Below are 20,970 nucleotides of genomic sequence, written 5' to 3'. Positions count from 1 at the left end.
CGCTCCCCCGGCGGCCAGCACGCCGGGCGCGCTCCCGCCCGAGCTCCCGCCGCTCCCCGAGCGCCCGCCCGTCCCGTACCACCACGGCCTCCGCGACACCGGCGGCCCCTGGCGCGGGATCCTCGCGCTCGTCCTCTTCGGCGTCGCGTTCCTCGGCCTGTCCATCGTCTTCGGCGGCGCCGCGATCCTCATCGAGATCCTCACCGGCCGGATGGATCCGGCCGACGAGGCGTCCCTCACGACGATGACGCCCATCGTGCTGCTGGCCACGAACCTCTCGCTCGCCGCCCTGATCCCCGTCTCGATGCTCCTGCAGCGCTGGCTCTTCGGCGTGCGGATGGGCGCGATGTCCTCCATCGCCGGCCGCTTCCGCTGGCGCTGGCTCGGCCGCGCCGCGCTCGTGATGGCCCCCGTCTTCCTCGTCTACATCGGCGTCACGTTCGCGCTCGACCCGTCGGGCGAGGTCCGCTTCGACGGCGAGGTCGTGCTCTACCTGGCGATCGTGCTCCTCACGACCCCGCTGCAGTCCGCCGGCGAGGAGTACGGCTTCCGCGGCCTCATCCAGCGCTCGGCCGGATCCTGGTTCCGCAGCACCCGCGCCGCCCTCGTCGTCGGCGCGGTGCTCTCCAGCTCCCTGTTCGCGCTCGCGCACTTCGCCGAGGACCCGTGGCTCATCGCCTACTACTTCGTCTTCGGCCTGTCGGCGACGCTCTCCGCGCGCCTCACGGGCGGGCTCGAGGCGCCCGTGCTCATCCACGCGCTCAACAACACGCTGCTGTTCATCCCCACCGTGATCCTCGGCCAGATGTCCCAGAGCTTCGACCGCAGCGCGGGAACCGGCGGGCCGTTCATGCTCCTGCCGATGGCCGTCGTGCTGGGATCCGCGCTCCTCACCGGCTGGTGGGCGCGCCGTCACCGCGTGGAGACGGTCGCGCCCCGCCCGCTCACCGCGAAGGAGGAGCGGCGGGAGCGGGAGCGGGCGTGGTGGGAGCAGGAGCGGCAGCGGCAGGCGTCGCTCGCCGCATGGCCCGCGCCCACAGCCCCGGGGACTCCGTCGGCTTGAGCGTGAGCTGCATGGTGACGGTGCCGAGCCAGCGCCCGAACTTCCACCCGACGCGGCCCATCCGCCCGCTCTCCGTGAAGCCGAGCGACGCGTGCAGCCGGATCGAGGCGTCCGCGCCCTGGTCGGCGATGACCGCGATGACCTCCCGGATGCGCGCCTCCCGGCACGCCTCGACGAGCGCCACCAGCAGCGCCCGCCCGAGCCCCTTGCCGGTCGAGGCGGCGCCGAGGTAGATCGAGTCCTCCACCGTCGTGCGCGACGACCGGCGGTTCCCCACCGGCTCGACGAGCGCGTAGCCGAGCACCTGCCCGGACGGCGAGACGGCGACGAGGAACGGCATGCCCATGCGCTCGAGCTGGCCGAACCGGCCGCGCCACCGGGCGAGCGTCATGCGCGTCTCGTCGAAGGTGACAGTGCTGTTCATCACGTAGTGGTTGTAGATCTCGCGGATGTCCGGGAGGTCGGAGGTCGCGGCCGGCCGGATCTCGTAGGAGAAGACGGGCAGCGGCGGCGCGGGCTTCCGGAGGTGGGCGGGCAGGCGGCGCCTCCGCTGGTATTCCTCCTCGAGCATGCCGCGATCCTACGGGGACCGCGTCGCGCACGGACGGATCCCGCGGTGCGCCCTCAGAGCCGCCAGTCGACGGGAGCCGCGCCCTGCTCCGCGAGCAGCGCGTCGGCCCGGCTGAACGGCTTCGAGCCGAAGAACCCGCGCGACGCCGACAGCGGGCTCGGGTGCGCGGAGGTGATCGACGGCACGGGGGCGAGCAGCGGCGCGAGCGAACCCGCGTCCTTGCCCCACAGGATCGCGACGAGCGGGCCGCCGCGCGCCGCCAGCCCCCGGATCGCGCACTCGGTCACGGCCTCCCACCCCTTCCCGCGATGCGAGGCGGGCGTGCCCGGCCGCACCGTGAGCACGCGGTTGAGCAGCAGCACGCCGCTGCGGGTCCACGCGGTGAGGTCGCCGTGCGCGGGCGTCGGGATCCCGAGGTCGTCGCGGAGCTCCCGGTGGACGTTGACGAGGCTACGCGGCACGGGCCGCACGTCGGGCTCGACGGAGAACGACAGGCCGACGGGGTGGCCGGGCGTGGGATACGGATCCTGCCCGACGATGAGCACGCGCACGTCGGCGAGCGGCTGCTGGAACGCGCGCAGCACGCGGTCGCCCGCGGGGAGGTAGGGGCGGCCGGCGGCGACCTCGGCGCGCAGCCACTCCCCCATCCGCGCGATGTCGTCGGCGACGGGATCGAGGACCTCGGCCCAACCGGCGTCCATGAGGCCGCGCTCGACGAGCTCGGGCAGGGTCAGCGCCACGGGCAGCGGATCAGGAGGCGCCGGCGGAGCTGACGGTGACGCCCGTCTCCGACCCGATGACCGACCAGACGCTGCCGCGCCCCTCGACGACCAGCTGGCCCTCGCCGACGATGAGCACGGTGCCCTCGTCGATGGCGACGCCGCCCTCGACGAGCCCCGCCTCGGTCGCGGCGATGAGCCGGGTGAGGGTGCCCCACTGGGCGGCGTGCACGTCGACCGCGACGTCGATGAGGCCGATGCCCTGCTCGACCGTGACCTCGTCGAGGTCCTCGCTCGCGGACTCCTGCACGACCTCGACGTCTCCGATGCGCCACCCGCCGACGATGGCGGTCTCGGCGGCGACCGCGGCACCCGCGGAGAAGCCGAGGTACGGGACCCCGGCGGTGACCTGGCGGCGGATCTCGCCGAAGACGGGCTCGAGCGCCTGGCGGTACGCGGGGGTCAGGCCGCCGCCGACGACGATGCCGTCGACGTCCTGCAGCTGCGCGACCTCGATGGATCCGCCCTCGGGCGCCAGCACGGCCACCGGCTCGCACGCGCCCGCGGCACGGAGCGCGGCGGCGTACTGGTCGAACCACTCGGCGCCCAGCCCGTCGTGGACGAGGACCACGGCGATGCGGGCCGGCTCCAACCGGGCGGCATCGGTCGCCCTCGTCGTCGCCTCGGACAGGAACCGCGCGAGGAGGGGGGTGTCGTCATCCGACAGGCCGCCTCCGACCAGGTGAACACTCACCCCTCGACGGTACAGGGCGCAGCCGTGCGCCCGGCCCGCGGCCGACGGACAAGAAGAAAGCCCGGCGCCTCCGTGAGGAGGAGCCGGGCTGGATCATGCGGTGGTGACCCCAACCGGATTCGAACCGGTGTTACCGCCGTGAGAGGGCGGTGTCCTAGGCCGCTAAACGATGGGGCCGTTTTTGCAACTCGTCGAGTATGCCACAGCGCGCACAGCCCGACCAAATCGAGGCCCGACCGGGCCGGATCCGCCCGCGAACACGGCGATCGCGCGCCCCCGATCGCCGCCGGACGACGCCCCCGCGCGCCGGTTTGCCCCCGCCGCCTCGACGGTGTTGGCTCCACTCATGCGATTGACGAAGCTCGAGCACGCCGCCCTGGTCCTGGAACTCTCGGGGCGCAAGCTCTTCATCGACCCGGGCTCGTTCACCACCCCCATCACCGAGGCGATGAACGCCGACGCCATCGTGATCACGCACGAGCACCCGGACCACTGGACCCCCGAGCAGCTGAAGCGGATCCTCGACAAGAACGAGGGCGTCCCCATCTACGCACCCGAGGGCGTGGCGGCCGCCGCGGACGGCTTCGACGTGACGGTCGTGCACGCGGGCGACGAGATCGTGGTCGGCGGCTTCACGCTGCGCTTCTTCGGCGGCTCGCACGCCGTGATCCACGAGTCGATCCCCGTGGTCGACAACCTCGGCGTGCTGGTGAACGACACGCTGTACTACGCGGGCGACTCGTTCGTCGTGCCGGAGGGCGTCGAGGTCGACCTGCTCGCCGCTCCCGCGGGCGCACCGTGGATGAAGATCAGCGAGTCGATCGACTACGTGCTGGCCGTGAAGCCGCGTCGCGCGTTCCCGACGCACGAGATGGTGCTGTCCGCCGCGGGCAAGACCATGTCGAACGGACGGCTGCAGTGGGCGACCGAGCAGGGCGGCGGCGAGTTCCACGCCCTCGAGCCCGGCGATAGCATCGACCTCTAGGCCCTGTTCGGGCTCTCGACGAGCGGACGCGGGGTCTGAAGGCATGGACGGTCTCGCCGCCGCATCGCTCATCATCGAGTTCCTCACCTGGATCGCGCTCGTCCCCGGCATCCTGCTCTACGTCGCCGGCCTCTCGGTGCGCCTGCTCGGCAGGCGCTGGAAGGCGACCGAGGGCCTCGTCGCGGACGGCTCCTCCGCCGACGGGTCCGCGCCCGCGCGCGTCCTCCGCTGGTTCGACGACGAGGGCGACGTCCACGAGGCGCCGGCCGACACCCCGGAGACCCGCGACCTGGACGCCGGATCCGACGTGCGCGTCTGGTTCTCGCCGCGCTCCCCGTGGCGCGTCCGCACGCACGCGCCCGAGCTCGACGGCCGCGCGCTGCGCGTCACCGGCCTGGTGCTCATCGGCATCGGCGCCCTGGCGGCGGTCGCGGGCATCGTGCTGCTCTTCCTCGAGTAGCCGCCGGCCCGCCACCGGCACGGGCGGCGCCTGGGGATCCGCCCGCGTGGTCCGGTGCGCTCCATGCGGCCGTATAGAGTGATCGCTCGAAGGGGAGTACTCCCATCCGGCGGTCGTGTCGTCAATACGGTCGGACCACTCCGACCCGTGCGGCCGGTTCCGCGAGCAGCAGCTCGCGGGGTGGAGGAGACCTTCAGTACCCCACCGGACCCGAGAGGTCCGAGTACTGGAGAACCCTCGAAATGGATGTCCCCTTCTGGCTCTGGGCCGCGACCATCGCCGCCGTCCTCGGCCTGCTGGTCTTCGACTTCTACGCGCACGTCCGCCACGCGCACGAGCCCACGATCAAGGAGTCCGCGACCTGGTCGGTCGTCTACATCGTCATCGCGCTCGTCTTCGGCGTCGGCGTCGGCGTCTTCTCGAACTGGACCTTCGGCGGCGAGTACTTCGCCGGCTACGTGACGGAGAAGGCGCTGAGCGTCGACAACCTCTTCGTCTTCCTCATCATCATGTCGAGCTTCGCCGTGCCGCGGGCCTTCCAGCAGAAGGTGCTGCTCGTCGGCATCGCGATCGCGCTCGTGATGCGCGGCATCTTCATCGCCATGGGCTCCGCGATCATCGACAACTTCTCCTGGGTCTTCTACCTCTTCGGCGCGCTGCTGCTGGTCATGGCCTACAAGCAGATGAAGGAGACGCACGACGAGGACGAGTCGGACTCGAAGCTCATCCGCACGCTCCGCCGCTTCATCCCCACCTCGGACCACTACGACGGCGACAAGCTGACGACCCGCGTCGACGGCAAGAAGCTCTTCACCCCGATGTTCCTGGTGATGCTCGCCATCGGCCTCACCGACGTGCTGTTCGCGCTCGACTCCATCCCCGCGATCTTCGGCCTGACGCAGGAGGCGTACATCGTCTTCACCGCCAACGCCTTCGCGCTGCTGGGCCTCCGCCAGCTGTACTTCCTGATCTCCGGCCTCCTCGAGCGCCTCGTGTACCTCTCGCAGGGCCTCGCCGTGATCCTCGGCTTCATCGCCGTGAAGCTCGTGCTGCACGCCATGCACGTGAACGAGGTGCCGTTCATCAACGGCGGCGAGCCGATGCTGTGGGCTCCCGAGATCCCGATCTGGTTCTCGCTGTCGTTCATCCTCCTCACCATCACGGTGGCGACCGTCGCGAGCCTCGCCAAGACGAAGCGCGACGCCACCGCCGTGGAGGGCACCGACTCCGCGGCATCCGTCGAGGGCGAGAAGGCGCCGGCCGGCGCGGACGACGACGCGGCCCGCGGCTCCGGCCGCAGCGTCGACGCGGACGCCCCGCGCCGCTAGCGCTCCCCCGTACGACGACGACGCCCGCTCCCGGATCCGGGGGCGGGCGTCGTCGCGCAGCGGGACGCGCGGATCAGGCGAGCGGGCCCTCGGGGATCATGCCCTCGGCCGTGAGCTCGGCCCACAGCTCCTCGGGCACCGGCCGGCCGGCATGGGCCGCGTCAGCGCGGACCTCCTCGGGCGACGCCATGCCGATCGCCACGGTGCCGACGGCGGGATGCCGCAGCGGGAAGCGGATGGCGGCCTGCGGCAGCTCCACGCCGTACCCCGCGCAGATCTCGGCGATGCGCCGGGCACGCGCGAGCACCTCCTCGGAGGCCGGCCCGTACTCGTAGGTCGCGCCGTCGGCCGGGTCGTCGGACGCCGTGATGCCGCTGTTGAAGACGCTCACGGCGATGATGCGCGTGCCGTGCTCCTCGGCGGCCGGGATCACCTCGTGCAGCGCCGACTGGTCGAGCAGCGTGTAGCGGCCGGCGACCATGGCGACGTCGAGCGCGCCCGTGCCGATGAGCGCCGCGAGCGAGCGCGGGGTGCCCGATCCGACGCCGATGGCGCCGACGACGCCCTCGTCGCGGAGCCGCGCCAGCGCGGGCACGGCCTCGTGCACGGCCTGGTCGAGGTGCTCGTCGGGGTCGTGGATGAGCAGCACGTCCACGCGGTCGAGGCCGAGCCGTGCGAGCGAGTCGTCGAGGGAGCGCCGGACCCCGTCCGCGCTGAAGTCCCAGCGGCGCACGTGGTCGCGGGGGACGTCGAAGAGGTCGTCGTCCCGGAGGCCCTCGGCGTCGACGGGCTCGAGCACCCGGCCGATCTTGGTGGAGACCACGTACTCGTCGCGCGGGTGGGTGCGCAGCGCCTCCCCCAGCCGGCGCTCGGCGAGGCCCAGCCCGTAGTGCGGCGCGGTGTCGAAGTACCGGATGCCGGCGTCCCACGAGGCGCGCACGACCTCCCGCGCCTGGTCGTCCGGGATGGCGCGGTAGAGGTTGCCGAGGGTGGTGGTGCCGAGGCCGAGCTCGGGCAGGTCGATGCGGCTCATGGATCCAGCATGCTCCGGGCTCCCGGCGGCGTCCCGGCCGCCCCTGGGTCGCGGCCGTCGCGGCGGACCCGCCCGTCGCACACTTTCGTGCGGAGCCGCGGAGGTGCCCGGCGTACGGTCGGAGCATGGAATTCAGATACCTCGGCAACTCCGGCTTCAAGATCTCCGAGATCACCTACGGCAACTGGCTCACCCACGGATCGCAGGTCGAGAACGACACCGCGACCGCGTGCGTGAAGGCCGCGCTCGAGGCGGGGATCACCACGTTCGACACCGCGGACGTCTACGCCAACACCAAGGCGGAGACGGTGCTCGGCGAGGCGCTCAAGGACGAGCGGCGTGCCTCGATCGAGATCTTCACCAAGGTCTTCGGCCCCACGGGACCCAAGGGCCACAACGACACCGGTCTCTCGCGCAAGCACATCATGGACTCCGTCGAGGGCTCGCTCACGCGGCTCCAGACGGACTACATCGACCTCTACCAGGCGCACCGCTTCGACTACGAGACGCCCCTGGAGGAGACGATGCAGGCCTTCGCCGACGTCGTCCGCCAGGGCAAGGCGCTCTACATCGGCGTGAGCGAGTGGACGAGCGAGCAGCTGCGCGCCGGCCACGAGCTCGCCGAGCAGCTGGGCTTACAGCTCATCTCGAACCAGCCGCAGTACTCCGCACTCTGGCGCGTCATCGAGGAGGAGGTCGTGCCGACCTCGAAGGAGCTGGGGATCTCCCAGATCGTCTGGTCCCCCATCGCGCAGGGTGTTCTGACGGGCAAGTACAAGCCCGGCCAGGACCTGCCGTCCGGATCGCGCGCGACCGACGACAAGGGCGGCGCCGACATGATCAAGCGCTTCATGAACGACGACACCCTGCAGCGCGTGCAGGACCTCCAGCCCGTCGCCGACGAGCTCGACCTGTCCCTCGCGCAGCTCGCCGTCGCGTGGGTGCTGCAGAACGAGAACGTGGCGTCCGCCATCATCGGCGCCTCGCGTCCCGAGCAGGTGCACGAGAACGTCAAGGCGTCGGGCGTCAAGATCCCCGCCGAGCTGCTGACCCGCATCGACGACGCCCTCGGCGACATCGTCGAGAAGGACCCGCGCAAGACGGAGGACAGCTCGCCGAAGACCCGCGAGGCGTGATCCCCTGGATCCGCTGATCACAGGGACGGCCCCGCTCGAGCACTCGCTCGGCCGGGGCCGTCCGTGCACCCGCCGTCCTCCCCGCGGACAGCTGGCGTGCCGTCGCCGTCCAGCGCGCGCGGCGTAGGCTCGGAGGATGGAATTCCGCTATCTAGGCAACTCAGGCTTCAAGATCTCCGAGATCACGTACGGCAACTGGCTGACCCACGGGTCGCAGGTCGAGAACGACACCGCCACCCAGTGCGTGCAGGCGGCCCTCGAGGCCGGCATCACCACGTTCGACACCGCCGACGGCTACGCGAACACCGTCGCCGAGAAGGTCCTCGGCGACGCGCTCAAGGGCGAGAACAGGGACGGGCTCGAGATCTTCACGAAGGTCTACTTCCCGACCGGCGCCAAGGGCCACAACGACACCGGCCTCTCGCGCAAGCACATCATGGCGTCGATCGACGGCTCGCTCGAGCGCCTCCAGACCGACCACGTCGACCTGTACCAGGCCCACCGCTACGACTACGAGACCCCTCTCGAGGAGACGATGCAGGCGTTCGCCGACGTCGTCCGCCAGGGCAAGGCGCTCTACATCGGCGTCAGCGAGTGGACCCCCGAGCAGCTCCGTGAGGCGCACGGCCTCTCCCGCGAGCTCGGCTTCCAGCTCATCTCGAACCAGCCGCAGTACTCGGCCCTCTGGCGGGTCATCGAGGAGGAGGTCGTCCCCACGTCCGCCGAGCTCGGCATCTCGCAGATCGTCTGGTCCCCCATCGCCCAGGGCGTCCTCACCGGGAAGTACAAGCCCGGCCAGGACCTGCCCGCGGGATCCCGCGCCACGGACGACAAGGGCGGCGCCGACATGATCAAGCGCTTCATGAACGACGACGTCCTCAGCCGCGTGCAGGAGCTGCAGCCCGTCGCCGACGAGCTGAGCCTCTCGCTCGCCCAGCTCGCCGTCGCGTGGGTGCTCCAGAACGACAACGTCGCCTCGGCGATCATCGGCGCCTCGCGTCCCGAGCAGGTGCACGAGAACGTCAAGGCGTCCGGCGTGAAGATCCCCGCGGAGCTCCTCACCCGCATCGACGACGCCCTCGGCGACATCGTGGAGAAGGACCCGTCGAAGACGAGCGAGAGCTCGCCGAAGGGGCGCCTCGCCTGATCCGCTCCCGCTGAACACGACGACGGCCCCGCTCGAGCAGATGCTCGGGCGGGGCCGTCGTCGTATGTCGCGGGAACGCGCGAGAGGGAAAAGGAAAAGGCCCGGATATCCGGGCCTGTCATTTCCTGCGTATTCAGTGCTGGGGTACCTGGACTCGAACCAAGAACAAAAGAATCAGAATCTTCCGTGTTGCCAATTACACCATACCCCAAGGCCCCGATGCGCGATCGGGCCTCGTCGAGTGTAGCCCATCGGCCGGATCCGCGCCAAACCGGCGGCCGCCCGACAGGCCCGCGGCGGGTCAGATCGCGGGCAGCAGGTCCCGGTTGATCGCGCTGGCGGCACGCGCGCCGAAGCCGGCCGCGATGATCAGCTGCTGCGGGCCCGGCTGCGAGCTGTCGCCCGCCGCGTAGACGCCCTCGTGCGACGTGCGGCCCTCGGCGTCGACGGCGATGTGGCCGTCGTGATCCGTGTCGAGGTCGAGCCCCGAGAGGAAGTCGAGGGCGGTCGAGTAGCGCGGGCGCACGAAGCCGCCGGTGCGCGGGACGAGGGAGCCGTCCTGCATGCGGAGGCCGGTGACGACCGCGCGTTCGCCCTCGATGTCGGCGACGGGCCGGCGGTCGACGCGGATTCCGAGGGACGCTAGCCCGCGCTCCCCCGCCTCGTCGATGTGCGCGACGCCGTTGGTGAACACGATGATGTCGCGCGACCACTGCGAGAGCAGCAGCGCGCGCTCCACGAGGTCGTCGGTCTCGCCGATGAGGAAGAGCGGTTCGTCGGCCTTCTCGTAGCCGTCGCACTCCATGCAGCTGTGCACGGCGGTGCCGTAGTAGGCGCGGATGCTCGGCAGGTCAGGCAGCGTCTCCACGAGGCCGGTGGCGATGAGGATCCGCCGCGCGTGTACCTCGCGGTCGGGCGCGCGACGCACGCCCTTCGCGCGGATCGTGAAGCCGCCCTCGGCGGGCTCCGCGGACTGCACGACGGCGAGCTGGAACTCGCCCTCGTCGTACCCCTCCACCTCGACCTGTCCGAGCTTGCGGAGCTCGAGCGGGGAGATCCCGTCGCGGGTGACGAAGCCGTGCGACATGAGGGTCGCGGCGTTGCGCGGGCGGCTGCTGTCGAGCACCAGCGTGTGGCGGCGGGCGCGCACCAGGTTCAGCGCGGCGGACAGGCCCGCTGGACCCGCGCCGATGACGACGACGTCGTAGGCGTCGCCGCTCGCGGTGGATCCCGCGACCCCGGGATCACTCACCGAGCATCCCGGCGAGCCGGTCGAGGCGCGCGATGGTCTCGTCCTTGCCGAGCAGCACCATCGACTCGAACAGCGGCGGCGAGATGCGACGCCCCGAGACGGCGACGCGCAGCGGCCCGTAGGCGAGGCGCGGCTTCATGCCCATGCCGGTGATGAGCGTGTTCTGGAGCATCTCCTGCACCAGGTCGACGTCCCACTGCGTGTGCGGGACGCCGTCGAGCGCGCCGCGGGAGGCGGCGAGGACCTCGGGGGCATCGTCCTTGAGCGCCTGGACGGCCGCGTCGTCGTAGGGCAGCGCGTCGGCCGTGGTGAAGAGGAACGACAGCAGGTCGGGCGCCTCGCCGAGCAGCTGCATGCGCTCCTGCACGAGGGGCGCGGCCGCATCCAGCATGCGCTTCTCGTCGTGGCTGAGCTCCGCGCCGACCACGTCCGCGGCCTGCAGGTACGGCACGAGGCGCCCGGCGAAGTCGTCGAGCGCGAGCAGGCGGATGTGGTCGCCGTTCAGCGACTCCGCCTTCTTGAGGTCGAAGCGGGCAGGGGCGGGCGTGACGTCGGCGACGTCGAACGCGGTGATCATCTCCATCCGCGAGAAGACGTCGCGGTCGTGCGTGAGCGACCAGCCGAGCAGCGCCAGGTAGTTGATGAGGCCCTCGGGGATGAAGCCGCGGTCGCGGTGGTGGAACAGGTTCGACTCGGGGTCGCGCTTGGAGAGCTTCTTGTTGCCCTCCCCCATCACGTAGGGCAGGTGGCCGAAGCGCGGGATGGCGTCGGCCACGCCGATGTCGATGAGGGCGTGGTACAGCGCGATCTGTCGGGGCGTCGACGACAGCAGGTCCTCGCCGCGGAGCACGTGCGTAATCCCCATGAGCGCGTCGTCGACGGGGTTCACGAGCGTGTAGAGCGGGGCGCCGTTCGGGCGCACGAGCACGAAGTCGGGGAAGGAACCGGCCGGGAACGTGACCGTGCCGCGCACGAGGTCGTCGAACGAGAGGTCGGTGTCCGGCACGCGGAGGCGGAGGGCGGGCGAGCGGCCCTCGTCGCGGAACGCCTGGCGCTCGGCCTCGGTGAGGTCGCGCTCGAAGTTGTCGTAGCCCATCTTCGGGTCGCGGCCGGCGGCGCGGTTGCGCGCCTCGATCTCCTCGGCCGTGGCGTAGCTCTCGTAGAGGTGGCCGGACGCGGTGAGCTTCGCGATGACATCGAGGTAGAGGTCGGTGCGCTGCGACTGGCGGTACGGCGCGTGCGGTCCGCCGACGCCCTCCCCCTCGTCCCAGTCGATCTCGAGCCAGCGCAGCGCCTCGATGAGCTGCTCGTAGCTCTCCTCGCTGTCGCGCGCGGCGTCGGTGTCCTCGACGCGGAAGACCAGCTTGCCGCCGGTGTGGCGGGCGTACGCCCAGTTGAAGAGCGCCGTGCGGATGAGCCCCACGTGCGGCGTGCCGGTCGGGGACGGGCAGAACCGGACGCGGACGTCGGTGCCGGAAGCGGTGGTCACGGGGTGCGCGGTTGTCTCAGTCATCCTGGATCCGATTCTAGGGCGCGGGCGTGCCCTCCCCGGCGGTCCCGGGCTGGCCGTCAGCGCAGTACGGCTCGAGCAGGTCCCACCGGTCGTACTGGTCGCCGGGCGGCACCCCGCACTCGAGGAGGACGGCGCCGGCGTAGCGCATCGGGTCGAGCCCCTCGAGCGTCCCGGATCCGCGGAACGCGCCGTCGCAGCCCGTGACGGTCACGTGCGCGGACTGCGCGGAGCCCAGGTATCCGATGACGTAGCGCGCCTCGCGGTCGAGCACGGGATCGAACGAGGTGATCTGCAGCGGTCGCCCGAACCGCGGCCCGACGAGACCGCGGTCGCGGAGGTCCGCCCGGAGGAACGCGGCCCAGGTCTCGGGCGGGGCGAGACTGTCGTCGACCGGCTCGGCGGACCCGTCGCGCTCGTCGAGCTCCAGGCGGAGCGCCGGACGCAGGGCGGTGTCGGTGCGCGTGACGCGTTGGGTCGTGGATCCGAGGCCCGGCTGCTCCCCCGCGCTCGGGATCCGCACCTGCATGACCCGGACGGCGAGCAGCTCGTCGTCCGGGCCGGCCTGCGGCTCCGCCCAGTCGATCGAGAGGTCGGACGAGGTGCAGCCCGCCGGCAGGCCGAGCTCCTCGGCCCCCGGGGTCGGCGACGCGGACGGCGTCGGAGCAGCCGAGGGTCCCGGCGTCTCGAGCCCGTAGTCGGAGACGTCGTACACGCAGCCCGAGAGCAGCGCGACCGCGGCGGCCGCCAGCGCGACGCGCGCCGGACGGCCGAGGCGGATCACGGTCAGGCGCGGGCGCGGGCGCGCGCGGGATTCGAGAGCGTGCCGATGCCTTCGATCGACACCTCGACGACCTGGCCGTCGGTGAACGGCCCGACGCCCGCCGGCGTGCCCGTGAGGATCACGTCGCCAGGCAGCAGCGTCCACACGCGCGACGCGAACACGATGAGCTCGGGCACGGTGTGCACCATCTCGCTCGTGCGGCCGGACTGGCGGAGCTCCCCGTCCACGCGCGTCTCGATGAGCGCGTCCTCGAACGAGCCCTCGGTCTCGATGACCGGGCCGAGCGGGCAGAACGTGTCGTAGCCCTTGGCACGGGCCCACTGGCTCTCGGAGTGCTGGATGTCACGGGCGGTCACGTCGTTGCCGATCGTGTAGCCGAAGATCGAGCGCGCCGCGTCCTCCACGGACACGTCGCGCGTGATCCGGCCGATGACCACCGCGAGCTCGCCCTCGTGCTCGACCTGCTGGCTGTCGGCGGGCAGGCGGATCGCGTCGTCCGGACCGATGACCGAGGTGTTGGGCTTCAGGAAGATGAGCGGCGTGGTGGGCGCCTCGCTGCCGTGCTCGGCCGCGTGGGCGGCGTAGTTGCGACCCACCGCGACGACCTTCGAGCGGGGGATCACGGGCGCGAGCAGCCGCGCGTCGGCGAGCGGCACGCGCTCCCCCGTGGTCTGGTAGCCGCTGAACATGGGGTCGCCGGTGAGGACGACCAGGTGGCCCTCCTCCTCGTCGAGGATGCCGAAGCGGGGGTCGTCACCGGTGCTGAATCGCGCGATCTTCACGCTGACGACCCTAGCCGTGCGGGCGGCGCGCAGCCGCCCGCACCAGGCACCGGGCTGCGCGCTACCCGTCGAGGCGCGTGAGCCAGCCGTGGCGGTCCGGGATCCGCCCGTACTGGATGTCGGTGAGCTCCTGGCGCAGAGACATGGTCAGCTCGCCCGCGGGCGCGTCGATGTCGCCCACGTCGAGGCCCTCGCCCAGCAGCCGGCCGATGGGCGTGATGACCGCCGCCGTGCCGCACGCGAACACCTCGGTGATCTCGCCCGACGCGACGCCGTCGACCCACTCGGACAGCTCCACGCGCCGCTTCTCGACCGTGAGGCCGCGGTCGCGCGCGAGCTCCAGGATCGAGTCCCGCGTGATGCCCTCGAGGATGCTCTCCGAATCGGGCGTGACCAGGCGGCCGTCCTCGTAGACGAGCACGATGTTCATCCCGCCGAGCTCCTCGAGGTAGCGCCCCTCCTCGGAGTCGAGGAAGAGCACCTGTGCGCAGCCGTGCGACGCGGCCTCGGCCTGCGGGAGGAGCGAGGCGGCGTAGTTGCCGCCGCACTTGGCGGCGCCCGTGCCGCCCTTGCCGGCGCGGGAGTACTGCGTCGACAGCCAGATGGAGACGGGGGCGACGCCGCCCGTGAAGTACGCGCCCGCGGGGCTCGCGATGACGTAGTAGCCCACGCGCTGGGCGGCGCGCACGCCGAGGAAGCTCTCGTTGGCGATCATGAACGGGCGGAGGTAGAGGCTCTGCTCCGCCGCGCGCGGCACCCACTCGATGTCGGCGCGCACGAGCTGCGTCACCGACTCGACGAAGTCCTCGGTCGAGAGCTCGGGCAGCGCGAGGCGGCGGGCCGAGCGCTGCAGGCGCGCCGCGTTGCGGTCGGGGCGGAAGGTCCAGACGGATCCGTCGGCGTGGCGGTACGCCTTCATGCCCTCGAAGATCTCCTGGCCGTAGTGCAGCACGCTCGCGGCCGGATCCAGCTGGAGCGGCCCGTACGGGACGACGCGGGCGTCGTGCCAGCCGCCGTCGAGGGTCCAGTCGATCTGCACCATGTGGTCCGTGAAGTGCTTGCCGAAGCCGGGGTCCGCGAGGATCGCCTCCCGCTCGGCGTCGGCGCGGGCCGTCTCGGACGGGGTGCGCGCGAACGCGAGCGGGAAGGCGGCGGCGGTGCTGGTGGAGCTCATGGGGTCCTTCAGTGGTTCGTGGAGAGGGCGCGGAGCACGGCGTCGCCGACGTCCGCGGTGGATCGGGGTGCCGCGCCGCTCGAGGCGCGCGCGGCGAGGTCGGCGGACACGGCGGCCGTGACGCGCGCGGCGGCCTCGGGGAGCCCGAGGTGGTCGAGCAGGAGCGCGACCGAGAGGATGGCCGCGGTCGGGTCGGCCTTCTGCTGGCCGGCGATGTCGGGCGCGGATCCGTGCACCGGCTCGAACATGCTCGGAAACGCGCCCGTGGGGTTGACGTTGCCGGACGCCGCGAGGCCGATGCCGCCCGAGATGGCCGCGGCGAGGTCGGTGATGATGTCGCCGAACAGGTTGTCGGAGACGATCACGTCGAAGCGCGACGGGTCGGTGACCAGGAAGATCATGGTCGCGTCGACGTGCAGGTAGTCGACCGTGACGTCGGGGTGCTCGGCGGCGACGCGGTCGACGGTGCGCTGCCACAGGGACCCGGCGAACGTGAGCACGTTGGTCTTGTGCACGAGCGTGACGTGCTTGCGGTCGCGCTTCTCCGCGAGCTCGAACGCGAACCGGACGGTGCGCTCGACGCCGTGCGCCGTGTTGACGGACACCTCGGTCGCGATCTCGTGCTCGGTCCCGCGGCGGAGCACGCCGCCGTTGCCCGCGTACGGGCCCTCGGTGCCCTCGCGGACGACGACGAAGTCGACCTCCCCGGGTGCGGCGAGAGGTGAGACGACGCCCGGCAGCAGGGTCGTGGGCCGCAGGTTGATGTAGTGGTCGAACGCGAAGCGCAGCTTCAGGAGCAGGCCGCGCTCGATGATGCCGCCGGCGAGGCGCGCATCGCGGGGGTCGCCGCCGACCGCGCCGAGCAGGATCGCGTCATGCCGTGCGAGGGCCGCCAGGTCGGAGTCGGTGAGGATCTCGCCGGTCTCGAGGAAGTGCCCGGCGCCGAACGGGTACTGCGTGGTGTCGAGCGACACGTCCGACGGGACCGCCTCCCGGAGCACGCGCAACGCCTCGTGGACGACCTCCGGGCCGATGCCGTCCCCGGGGACGACGGCGAGCGAGATGGTGCGGGGCATGGATCCTCCCGGGCTCGGTGGGTGTCGGGCCAGGTTACCCGTCCGTCGGAGGGCTCCGCTCGCTAGGCTCGAGGCTCACCTCCCGACGATCGAAGGACCTCCCATGAGCATCGGACTCGGCATCTTCCTCGTCGTCGTCGGCGCGATCCTCGCGTTCGCCGTCGACCTCACCGTCCCCGGCGTCGACCTGCAGCTGGTCGGCTACATCCTCATGGGCGGCGGTGCTCTGGTGATCATCATCGGCATCGCCCTGCTCGCGCGTCGCCGCACCGCGGTCAGCGAGACCCGCACGCGGATCGACCCGCAGACGGGCCAGCGGATCACGCGCAGCGAGCGCTCCGACGACAACGTCGTCTGAGGCGCTGAGGCGCTGACCCGCGCGCCCGCTCAGTCGTGCGAGCTGGCGCGGCGGAGGCTCGTGAGCGAGATGACGATGGCGCCCAGCATCAGCACCGCGCCGATGATCGACGTCGTGACCACGCCGCCGTCGAACGCCTGGTGCGCAGACTCGAGGAGCGCCGACCCCACGTCCGCCGGCACGCGCTCGGCGACCGACACCGCTCCCCCGAGCGTCTCCCGGGCCGCGGACGCGTCCCTGTCGGAGAGGCCCGCGGGCAGCGCGAGTCCCGTGCGGTAGCTGGCCGTCACGATGCTGCCGAGCACGGCCGTGCCGAGCACCGCGCCCACCTCGTACGCCGTCTCGGAGACCGCGGACGCCGCACCCGCCTTCGCGGGTGGGACGGCCGCGATGATCAGGTCGTTGGAGATGGTCTGCGACGCGCCGATGCCCGCGCCCAGCAGGCAGAACGCGAACACCAGGAGCCCGACCGACGCGCCCCTGCCCGTCGCCGCGAGGATCACGTACGCGACGGCCGAGAAGGCGAGCGCGATCGCCACCACGCGGGATGGACGGGCGCGCGCCACGATGGGCACGATCACGAGGCCCGAGACGATGACCACGACGGATCCGGGGATCAGCGCGAAGCCCGACGCGAGCGGGTCGAGCCCCGCGACCAGCTGCAGGTGCTGCGTCACGAAGAAGAGGAAGCCCACGAGCGACACGACGCTCAGCAGGTTGACGAGCACGGCTCCCGTGAACACGGGCTCACGGAACAGCGCCACGTCGAGCATCGGGTTCCGGGCCCGCGACATGCGGCGCACGAAGAGGATGCCCGCGACCACGCCGACGACGGGCGCCGCGATGGCGAGCGGCGTCACGCCCTCGGTCGCGAACGTCTTGATCGCGTAGACGATGGGCGCGACGGTCGCCAGGGACAGCAGGATCGCGACCACGTCGATGGGACCGGGCGCCGGGTCCTTCGACTCGGGGACGAGCACGGGCGTGAGGATCAGCAGCGGCAGCAGCACGGGCACGGCCACCAGGAACACCGATCCCCACCAGAAGTGCTCGAGCAGCACGCCGCCGACGAGCGGGCCGAGCGCGGATCCGCCGGAGAAGCCCGACGCCCAGATGGCGATCGCCAGGCGGCGCTGCTTGCGGTCGGTGAAGATCGAGCGGAGGAGCGAGAGCGTGGAGGGCATGAGCATCGCGCCGAAGAAGCCCAGCAGCGCACGGGCGCCGATGAGCTGCGAGGCGTCGGTCGCGAACGCGGCGAGGGCCGAGACGAGGCCGAAGCCGGCCGCGCCGATCATGAGGAGGCGGCGACGGCCGTAGCGGTCGCCCATGTTGCCCATCGCGACGAGGAGTCCCGCGAGCACGAGCGGGTAGGCGTCGATGATCCAGAGCTGCGCGGCGCCCGACGGCTCGAGGTCGCGCGCGATGGACGGCATCGCGAAGCTCAGCACCGTGTTGTCGATGGAGACGAGGAGCACCGGGAGCATCAGCACCACGAGCGCGGCCCACTGGCGTCGCCCGGCGCGGCCGGTGGCGGCGGTCACGGGGACGGATGCGGTGCGGGGCGTGGACATGACGGGGCTTCCTGACGTCGGGCGGCGACGGCGCGGGATGCGCGGACGGGGCCGCGGGAGCGGCCGGGATCACTGTACCGTCCGGTCGGTACAGCGGGCAACCCGCCGCTACGCTGGATCCATGCCCGCCACACCGCCCGACGACCCCGCGCCCGAGCCCGAGTCCGCACCCGGGCCCGCACCCGAGTCCGACGCCACGTCCTCCCCCGGCGGCACCGCGCGCGACCGCATCCTCGACGCCTTCGAGGAGCTGCTCGTGCAGCAGGGCGAGCGCGGCACGACCCTCGAGGCCGTCGCCGCCGCGGCCGGCGTCTCCAAGGGCGGGCTGCTCTACCACTTCGGCGGCAAGGAGGCTCTCGTCGAGGGGCTCCTCGCCCGCATGGCCGCGCTCGCGCGCGAGGACGTGGAGCGGCTCCGGCACGCCGAGCGCGGGCCCGTCGACCGGTGGATCCGCGGATCGCTCTCCACCGCCACGCCCTTCGACCGCGCCTACGTCGCGACCTCCCGGCTCGCGCAGGGGAACCACCCGCGCGCCCGCGACACGCTCACGCACCTGCAGGACGAGTGGGCCGCCGTGATCCTCGAGGCCGTGGGCGACCCGGCCGTCGCGCGGGCCGTGCTCCTCATCGGCGACGGCCTCTACTACAACTCGGCGCTGCAGCCCTGGCTCGGCGGATCCGCCCCGGCCGACGACGCGCTCGACGAGCTCATCCGCGTGGTCGACGACCTCGTGCGGATCCGCTCCACCGGCCGCTGACCGGGCCCGGGCGCGGCGCGAGGGCGGCCGCCGCAGCAGCCGCCCTCGCGGTGGTCCGTCAGACGGGGATCAGTCGGCGATGTCGATCTCGCGCAGCGACGTGGCCTGGATCGCCCGACGCACGTTCTCGAGCACGCCGTCCGGCACGGGCGAGTCGACGCTGAGCACGCTGAGCGCGCGGCCGCCGGCCTCCTGGCGGGCGATCTGCATGCCGGCGATGTTGACCTCGGCGTCGCCGAACTCCTTGCCGTAGACCGCGACGATGCCGGGACGGTCCTCGTACTTCATGACGATGAGGTGACGGCTGAACGGCACCTCGACGTCGTAGCCGTCGATCTCGACGAGCTTCTCGATCTGCTTGGTGCCCGTGAGCGTGCCCGACACCGACACCTGCGTGCCGTCGGAGAGCGCGCCGCGGATGCTGAGCACGTTGCGGTACTCCTCCGACACGGCGTCCGTGATGAGCCGCACCTCGAGCCCGCGCTGCTCGGCGAGGAGCGGCGCGTTGACGTAGGAGACGTTCTCGCTGACCACGTTCGTGAACACGCCCTTGAGCGCCGCGAGCTTGAGGACGCTCACGTCGTAGCCGGCGAGCTCGCCGCGCACCACGACGTCGATGCTCGTGAGCGCCTCGTGGGCGAGACCCGAGAACACCTGGCCGAGCTTCTCCATCAGCGGGATGCCGGGGCGCACGTACGGGTCGATGACGCCGCCCGCGACGTTCACGGCGTCCGGCACGAGCTCGCCGCCGAGCGCCAGGCGCACGCTCTTCGCGACCGAGACGCCGGCCTTCTCCTGCGCCTCGTCGGTGGAGGCGCCGAGGTGCGGGGTGACGATGATGTTGTCGAGCTCCAGCAGCGGGGATCCCGTGGGCGGCTCACTCACGAACACGTCGAGGCCGGCGCCCGCGATGCGCTTCGACTTGAGGGCCGTGTACAGCGCGTCCTCGTCGATGATGCCGCCGCGGCTCGCGTTGACGATGCGCAGGGACGGCTTCGCGAGCGCGAACTGCTCCGTGGAGATGAGGCCCGTCGTGTCGGGCGTCTTGGGGATGTGGATGGTGATGAAGTCGGACGCCCTCATCAGCTCGTCGAGCGGCAGGAGCTGCACGCCGAGCTGCTGCGCGCGGGCCGGCGTGACGTAGGGGTCGTAGGCCACGAGCGTGGCGCCGAAGCCCGCGAGGCGCTGGGCCACGAGCGTGCCGATGCGGCCGAGGCCGACGATGCCGATCGTCTTCTCGTAGAGCTCGACGCCCGTGAACGAGGAGCGCTTCCAGAGGCCCTGCTTCAGCGACGCGCTCGCGTCCGGGATGAAGCGGGCGAGCGAGAGGATGTGGCCGATGGCGAGCTCGGCGGCCGAGATGACGTTGGAGGTCGGCGCGTTCACGACCATGACGCCCGCGGTGGTCGCGGCCTTGATGTCGACGTTGTCGAGGCCCACGCCCGCGCGGGCGACGACCTGCAGGCGGGGCGCGGCGGCGATGGCCTCCGCGTCGATCCTCGTCGCGGAGCGCACGAGCACCGCGTCCGCCTCCGCGAGGGCCGCGAGCAGCGCCGGCCGGTCGGTGCCGTCGACGGATCGGACGTCGAAGTCGGGCCCCAGGGCGTCGACGGTGGCGGGCGAGAGTTCTTCGGCGATGAGCACGACGGGCTTGGTCATTCAGGCGGTCCTTCGGGCGGGGGCGGCTGGGACCCTCACATGGTAGTGGCCCCAGAATGGGCCGATGAGCCATGAGACGTGGGCTGCCGTGCAGCTCGGGGTGCGCATCCTGCTGGCGGTCGTCTTCGTCGGGATGGGCGTGAACCACTTCGTGCCGAAGGCCGCCCGGGCCATGGCGGCGATCATCCCGCCGTCGTTCCGGCGCCCCGGCGTGCCGTCTCCCCTGGCCCTCGTCCGGATCACGGGCCTGTGCGAGATCGCGGGCGGCGTGGGCCTCCTCGTCGACCCCGTGCGCCTCGCGGCGGGGATCGCGCTGGCGGTGTTCCTCGTCGCGGTCTTCCCCGCGAACGCGTTCGCCGCCCGGCACCCCGAGCGCTTCGGACGCATCGCGATCCCCCTGGTGCCGCGCCTCGTGGCGCAGGTGGTGCTGATCGCGCTCGTGCTGTTCGCGGGCTGGCCGCTCTAGCGCTCCGCCGCTAGACGAGCGGCAGCAGGGCCGCGAGGCCGACCGTGAGCGCGCTCGCGGCGGCGAGGCCCGCGAGCATGACGAGGACCCGCGCGGCGACGGGTCGGCCGCGCGTCGCGAGCGCCGCGAGGACGAAGGCGACGATGGGTGCGAGGATCGCGCCGACGAGCGTCGCCACCGTGCCCGGCCGGAGCGTGCCGCCGAACGCCGTCGCGATGTCGCGGAAGGCCGTGTACTGGTCGACGGCCTGCCAGACGAGGATCCCGTGGGCGAGCGCCCCGAGGATCCCGACGACCCAGCCGGCGCGCGTCGGCCGGCCACGCCGCGTCCGGACGGGAGCGGTCGCGGGGGCGCCGACCGCGGCCCGGTCGCCGCTCATCGCGTC

22 protein-coding genes and 2 tRNA genes are annotated in these 20,970 nt (G+C 72.1%); 9 read left to right on the top strand and 15 right to left on the bottom strand.

From position 1 onward, the window contains the following. On the top strand, nucleotides 1-1,063 hold a 1,063-nt coding region (locus DZG00_RS02930; protein ID WP_147359910.1), incomplete at its 5' end, for a CPBP family intramembrane glutamic endopeptidase. Here DZG00_RS02930 and DZG00_RS02925 read toward each other — a convergent pair. The 4 genes from DZG00_RS02925 to DZG00_RS02910 form a co-directional block, all read right to left on the bottom strand. Next, complete coding sequence (locus DZG00_RS02925) at nucleotides 945-1,634, bottom strand: GNAT family N-acetyltransferase (protein WP_119381557.1); 690 nt, start codon at nucleotides 1,632-1,634, stop codon at nucleotides 945-947. The two genes, DZG00_RS02930 and DZG00_RS02925, sit on opposite strands and share 119 nt — an antisense overlap. A gap of 53 nt (nucleotides 1,635-1,687) precedes the next feature. Beyond that, nucleotides 1,688-2,374, bottom strand: a complete 687-nt coding sequence (locus tag DZG00_RS02920) for a uracil-DNA glycosylase (protein WP_119381558.1) — start codon at nucleotides 2,372-2,374, stop codon at nucleotides 1,688-1,690. 10 nt (nucleotides 2,375-2,384) lie between these two features. Next, nucleotides 2,385-3,107 carry a Type 1 glutamine amidotransferase-like domain-containing protein gene (locus tag DZG00_RS02915; RefSeq protein ID WP_041464504.1) on the bottom strand — a complete coding sequence of 241 codons (723 nt, stop codon included), beginning with the start codon at nucleotides 3,105-3,107 and terminating at the stop codon, nucleotides 2,385-2,387. Between the two features lie 101 nt (nucleotides 3,108-3,208). Next, a tRNA-Glu gene (locus DZG00_RS02910) sits at nucleotides 3,209-3,284 on the bottom strand. Between the two features lie 169 nt (nucleotides 3,285-3,453). Between DZG00_RS02910 and DZG00_RS02905 the strand changes: the two genes are divergently transcribed. The 3 genes from DZG00_RS02905 (at nucleotide 3,454) to DZG00_RS02895 (ending at nucleotide 5,880) form a co-directional block, all read left to right on the top strand. Then, nucleotides 3,454-4,092 (top strand): MBL fold metallo-hydrolase, encoded by a 639-nt coding sequence (locus DZG00_RS02905; protein ID WP_119381559.1) that lies wholly within the window; start codon nucleotides 3,454-3,456, stop codon nucleotides 4,090-4,092. A gap of 43 nt (nucleotides 4,093-4,135) precedes the next feature. Beyond that, nucleotides 4,136-4,552, top strand: a complete 417-nt coding sequence (locus DZG00_RS02900; protein ID WP_119381560.1) for a DUF3592 domain-containing protein — start codon at nucleotides 4,136-4,138, stop codon at nucleotides 4,550-4,552. Between the two features lie 242 nt (nucleotides 4,553-4,794). Then, nucleotides 4,795-5,880: a TerC family protein gene (locus DZG00_RS02895; protein ID WP_119381561.1), complete on the top strand. Its 1,086-nt coding sequence runs from the start codon at nucleotides 4,795-4,797 to the stop codon at nucleotides 5,878-5,880. 73 nt (nucleotides 5,881-5,953) lie between these two features. Here the strand turns inward: DZG00_RS02895 and DZG00_RS02890 are convergent, their stop codons facing one another. Next, nucleotides 5,954-6,913, bottom strand: coding sequence for an aldo/keto reductase (locus DZG00_RS02890; protein WP_119381562.1), 960 nt, complete (start codon nucleotides 6,911-6,913; stop codon nucleotides 5,954-5,956). 125 nt (nucleotides 6,914-7,038) lie between these two features. Between DZG00_RS02890 and DZG00_RS02885 the strand changes: the two genes are divergently transcribed. Continuing rightward, entirely contained in the window at nucleotides 7,039-8,049 is a 1,011-nt protein-coding gene (locus DZG00_RS02885) for an aldo/keto reductase family protein (RefSeq protein ID WP_119381563.1), read from the top strand. Between the two features lie 136 nt (nucleotides 8,050-8,185). Continuing rightward, nucleotides 8,186-9,196, top strand: a complete 1,011-nt coding sequence (locus DZG00_RS02880) for an aldo/keto reductase family protein (protein ID WP_119381564.1) — start codon at nucleotides 8,186-8,188, stop codon at nucleotides 9,194-9,196. Nucleotides 9,197-9,335: 139 nt separating this feature from the next. Here DZG00_RS02880 and DZG00_RS02875 read toward each other — a convergent pair. The 7 genes from DZG00_RS02875 to DZG00_RS02845 form a co-directional block, all read right to left on the bottom strand. After that, nucleotides 9,336-9,407: transfer RNA gene (locus DZG00_RS02875), tRNA-Gln, on the bottom strand. A gap of 90 nt (nucleotides 9,408-9,497) precedes the next feature. Next, on the bottom strand, nucleotides 9,498-10,448 hold the full coding sequence (locus DZG00_RS02870; RefSeq protein WP_119381565.1) for an NAD(P)/FAD-dependent oxidoreductase: 951 nt from the start codon (nucleotides 10,446-10,448) through the stop codon (nucleotides 9,498-9,500). After that, complete coding sequence (gene gltX / locus DZG00_RS02865; protein WP_119381566.1) at nucleotides 10,441-11,961, bottom strand: glutamate--tRNA ligase; 1,521 nt, start codon at nucleotides 11,959-11,961, stop codon at nucleotides 10,441-10,443. The genes DZG00_RS02870 and gltX overlap by 8 nt, the downstream gene beginning before the upstream one ends. Before the next feature lie 13 nt (nucleotides 11,962-11,974). Continuing rightward, entirely contained in the window at nucleotides 11,975-12,742 is a 768-nt protein-coding gene (locus DZG00_RS02860; protein ID WP_119381567.1) for a hypothetical protein, read from the bottom strand. A gap of 2 nt (nucleotides 12,743-12,744) precedes the next feature. Then, entirely contained in the window at nucleotides 12,745-13,524 is a 780-nt protein-coding gene (locus DZG00_RS02855) for a fumarylacetoacetate hydrolase family protein (RefSeq protein WP_119382038.1), read from the bottom strand. Between the two features lie 61 nt (nucleotides 13,525-13,585). Then, nucleotides 13,586-14,698 carry a branched-chain amino acid aminotransferase gene (locus DZG00_RS02850; protein WP_119382037.1) on the bottom strand — a complete coding sequence of 371 codons (1,113 nt, stop codon included), beginning with the start codon at nucleotides 14,696-14,698 and terminating at the stop codon, nucleotides 13,586-13,588. 8 nt (nucleotides 14,699-14,706) lie between these two features. Continuing rightward, on the bottom strand, nucleotides 14,707-15,774 hold the full coding sequence (locus tag DZG00_RS02845; RefSeq protein WP_119382036.1) for a 3-isopropylmalate dehydrogenase: 1,068 nt from the start codon (nucleotides 15,772-15,774) through the stop codon (nucleotides 14,707-14,709). Nucleotides 15,775-15,877: 103 nt separating this feature from the next. On the opposite strand from DZG00_RS02845, the gene DZG00_RS02840 reads away from it, so the two are divergent. Continuing rightward, entirely contained in the window at nucleotides 15,878-16,132 is a 255-nt protein-coding gene (locus tag DZG00_RS02840; RefSeq protein ID WP_119382035.1) for a DUF6458 family protein, read from the top strand. A 29-nt stretch (nucleotides 16,133-16,161) separates the two neighbouring features. Here DZG00_RS02840 and DZG00_RS02835 read toward each other — a convergent pair whose 3' ends face one another. Beyond that, the gene (locus DZG00_RS02835) at nucleotides 16,162-17,703 is read right to left on the bottom strand and encodes an MFS transporter (protein ID WP_119382034.1); all 1,542 of its coding nucleotides are present in this window, start codon (nucleotides 17,701-17,703) and stop codon (nucleotides 16,162-16,164) included. 121 nt (nucleotides 17,704-17,824) lie between these two features. On the opposite strand from DZG00_RS02835, the gene DZG00_RS02830 reads away from it, so the two are divergent. Next, on the top strand, nucleotides 17,825-18,460 hold the full coding sequence (locus tag DZG00_RS02830) for a TetR/AcrR family transcriptional regulator (RefSeq protein ID WP_119382033.1): 636 nt from the start codon (nucleotides 17,825-17,827) through the stop codon (nucleotides 18,458-18,460). Between the two features lie 69 nt (nucleotides 18,461-18,529). Here DZG00_RS02830 and serA read toward each other — a convergent pair whose 3' ends face one another. Continuing rightward, nucleotides 18,530-20,119, bottom strand: a complete 1,590-nt coding sequence (gene serA / locus DZG00_RS02825; protein ID WP_119382032.1) for a phosphoglycerate dehydrogenase — start codon at nucleotides 20,117-20,119, stop codon at nucleotides 18,530-18,532. Between the two features lie 64 nt (nucleotides 20,120-20,183). Here serA and DZG00_RS02820 point away from each other — a divergent pair, with 64 nt between their 5' ends. Continuing rightward, the gene (locus tag DZG00_RS02820; protein ID WP_119455363.1) at nucleotides 20,184-20,585 is read left to right on the top strand and encodes a DoxX family protein; all 402 of its coding nucleotides are present in this window, start codon (nucleotides 20,184-20,186) and stop codon (nucleotides 20,583-20,585) included. A 10-nt stretch (nucleotides 20,586-20,595) separates the two neighbouring features. On the opposite strand, the gene DZG00_RS02815 is transcribed toward DZG00_RS02820, so the two are convergent. Next, a partial coding sequence (locus tag DZG00_RS02815; protein ID WP_311135910.1) for a hypothetical protein occupies nucleotides 20,596-20,970 on the bottom strand: 375 nt, incomplete at its 5' end.

The organism is Clavibacter lycopersici, assembly GCF_003576405.1.
GTDB classification, from domain to species: domain Bacteria; phylum Actinomycetota; class Actinomycetes; order Actinomycetales; family Microbacteriaceae; genus Clavibacter; species Clavibacter lycopersici.
The sequence above is the reverse complement of the archived record's forward strand: the minus strand, read 5'-3'. Positions and strand labels throughout refer to the sequence as shown.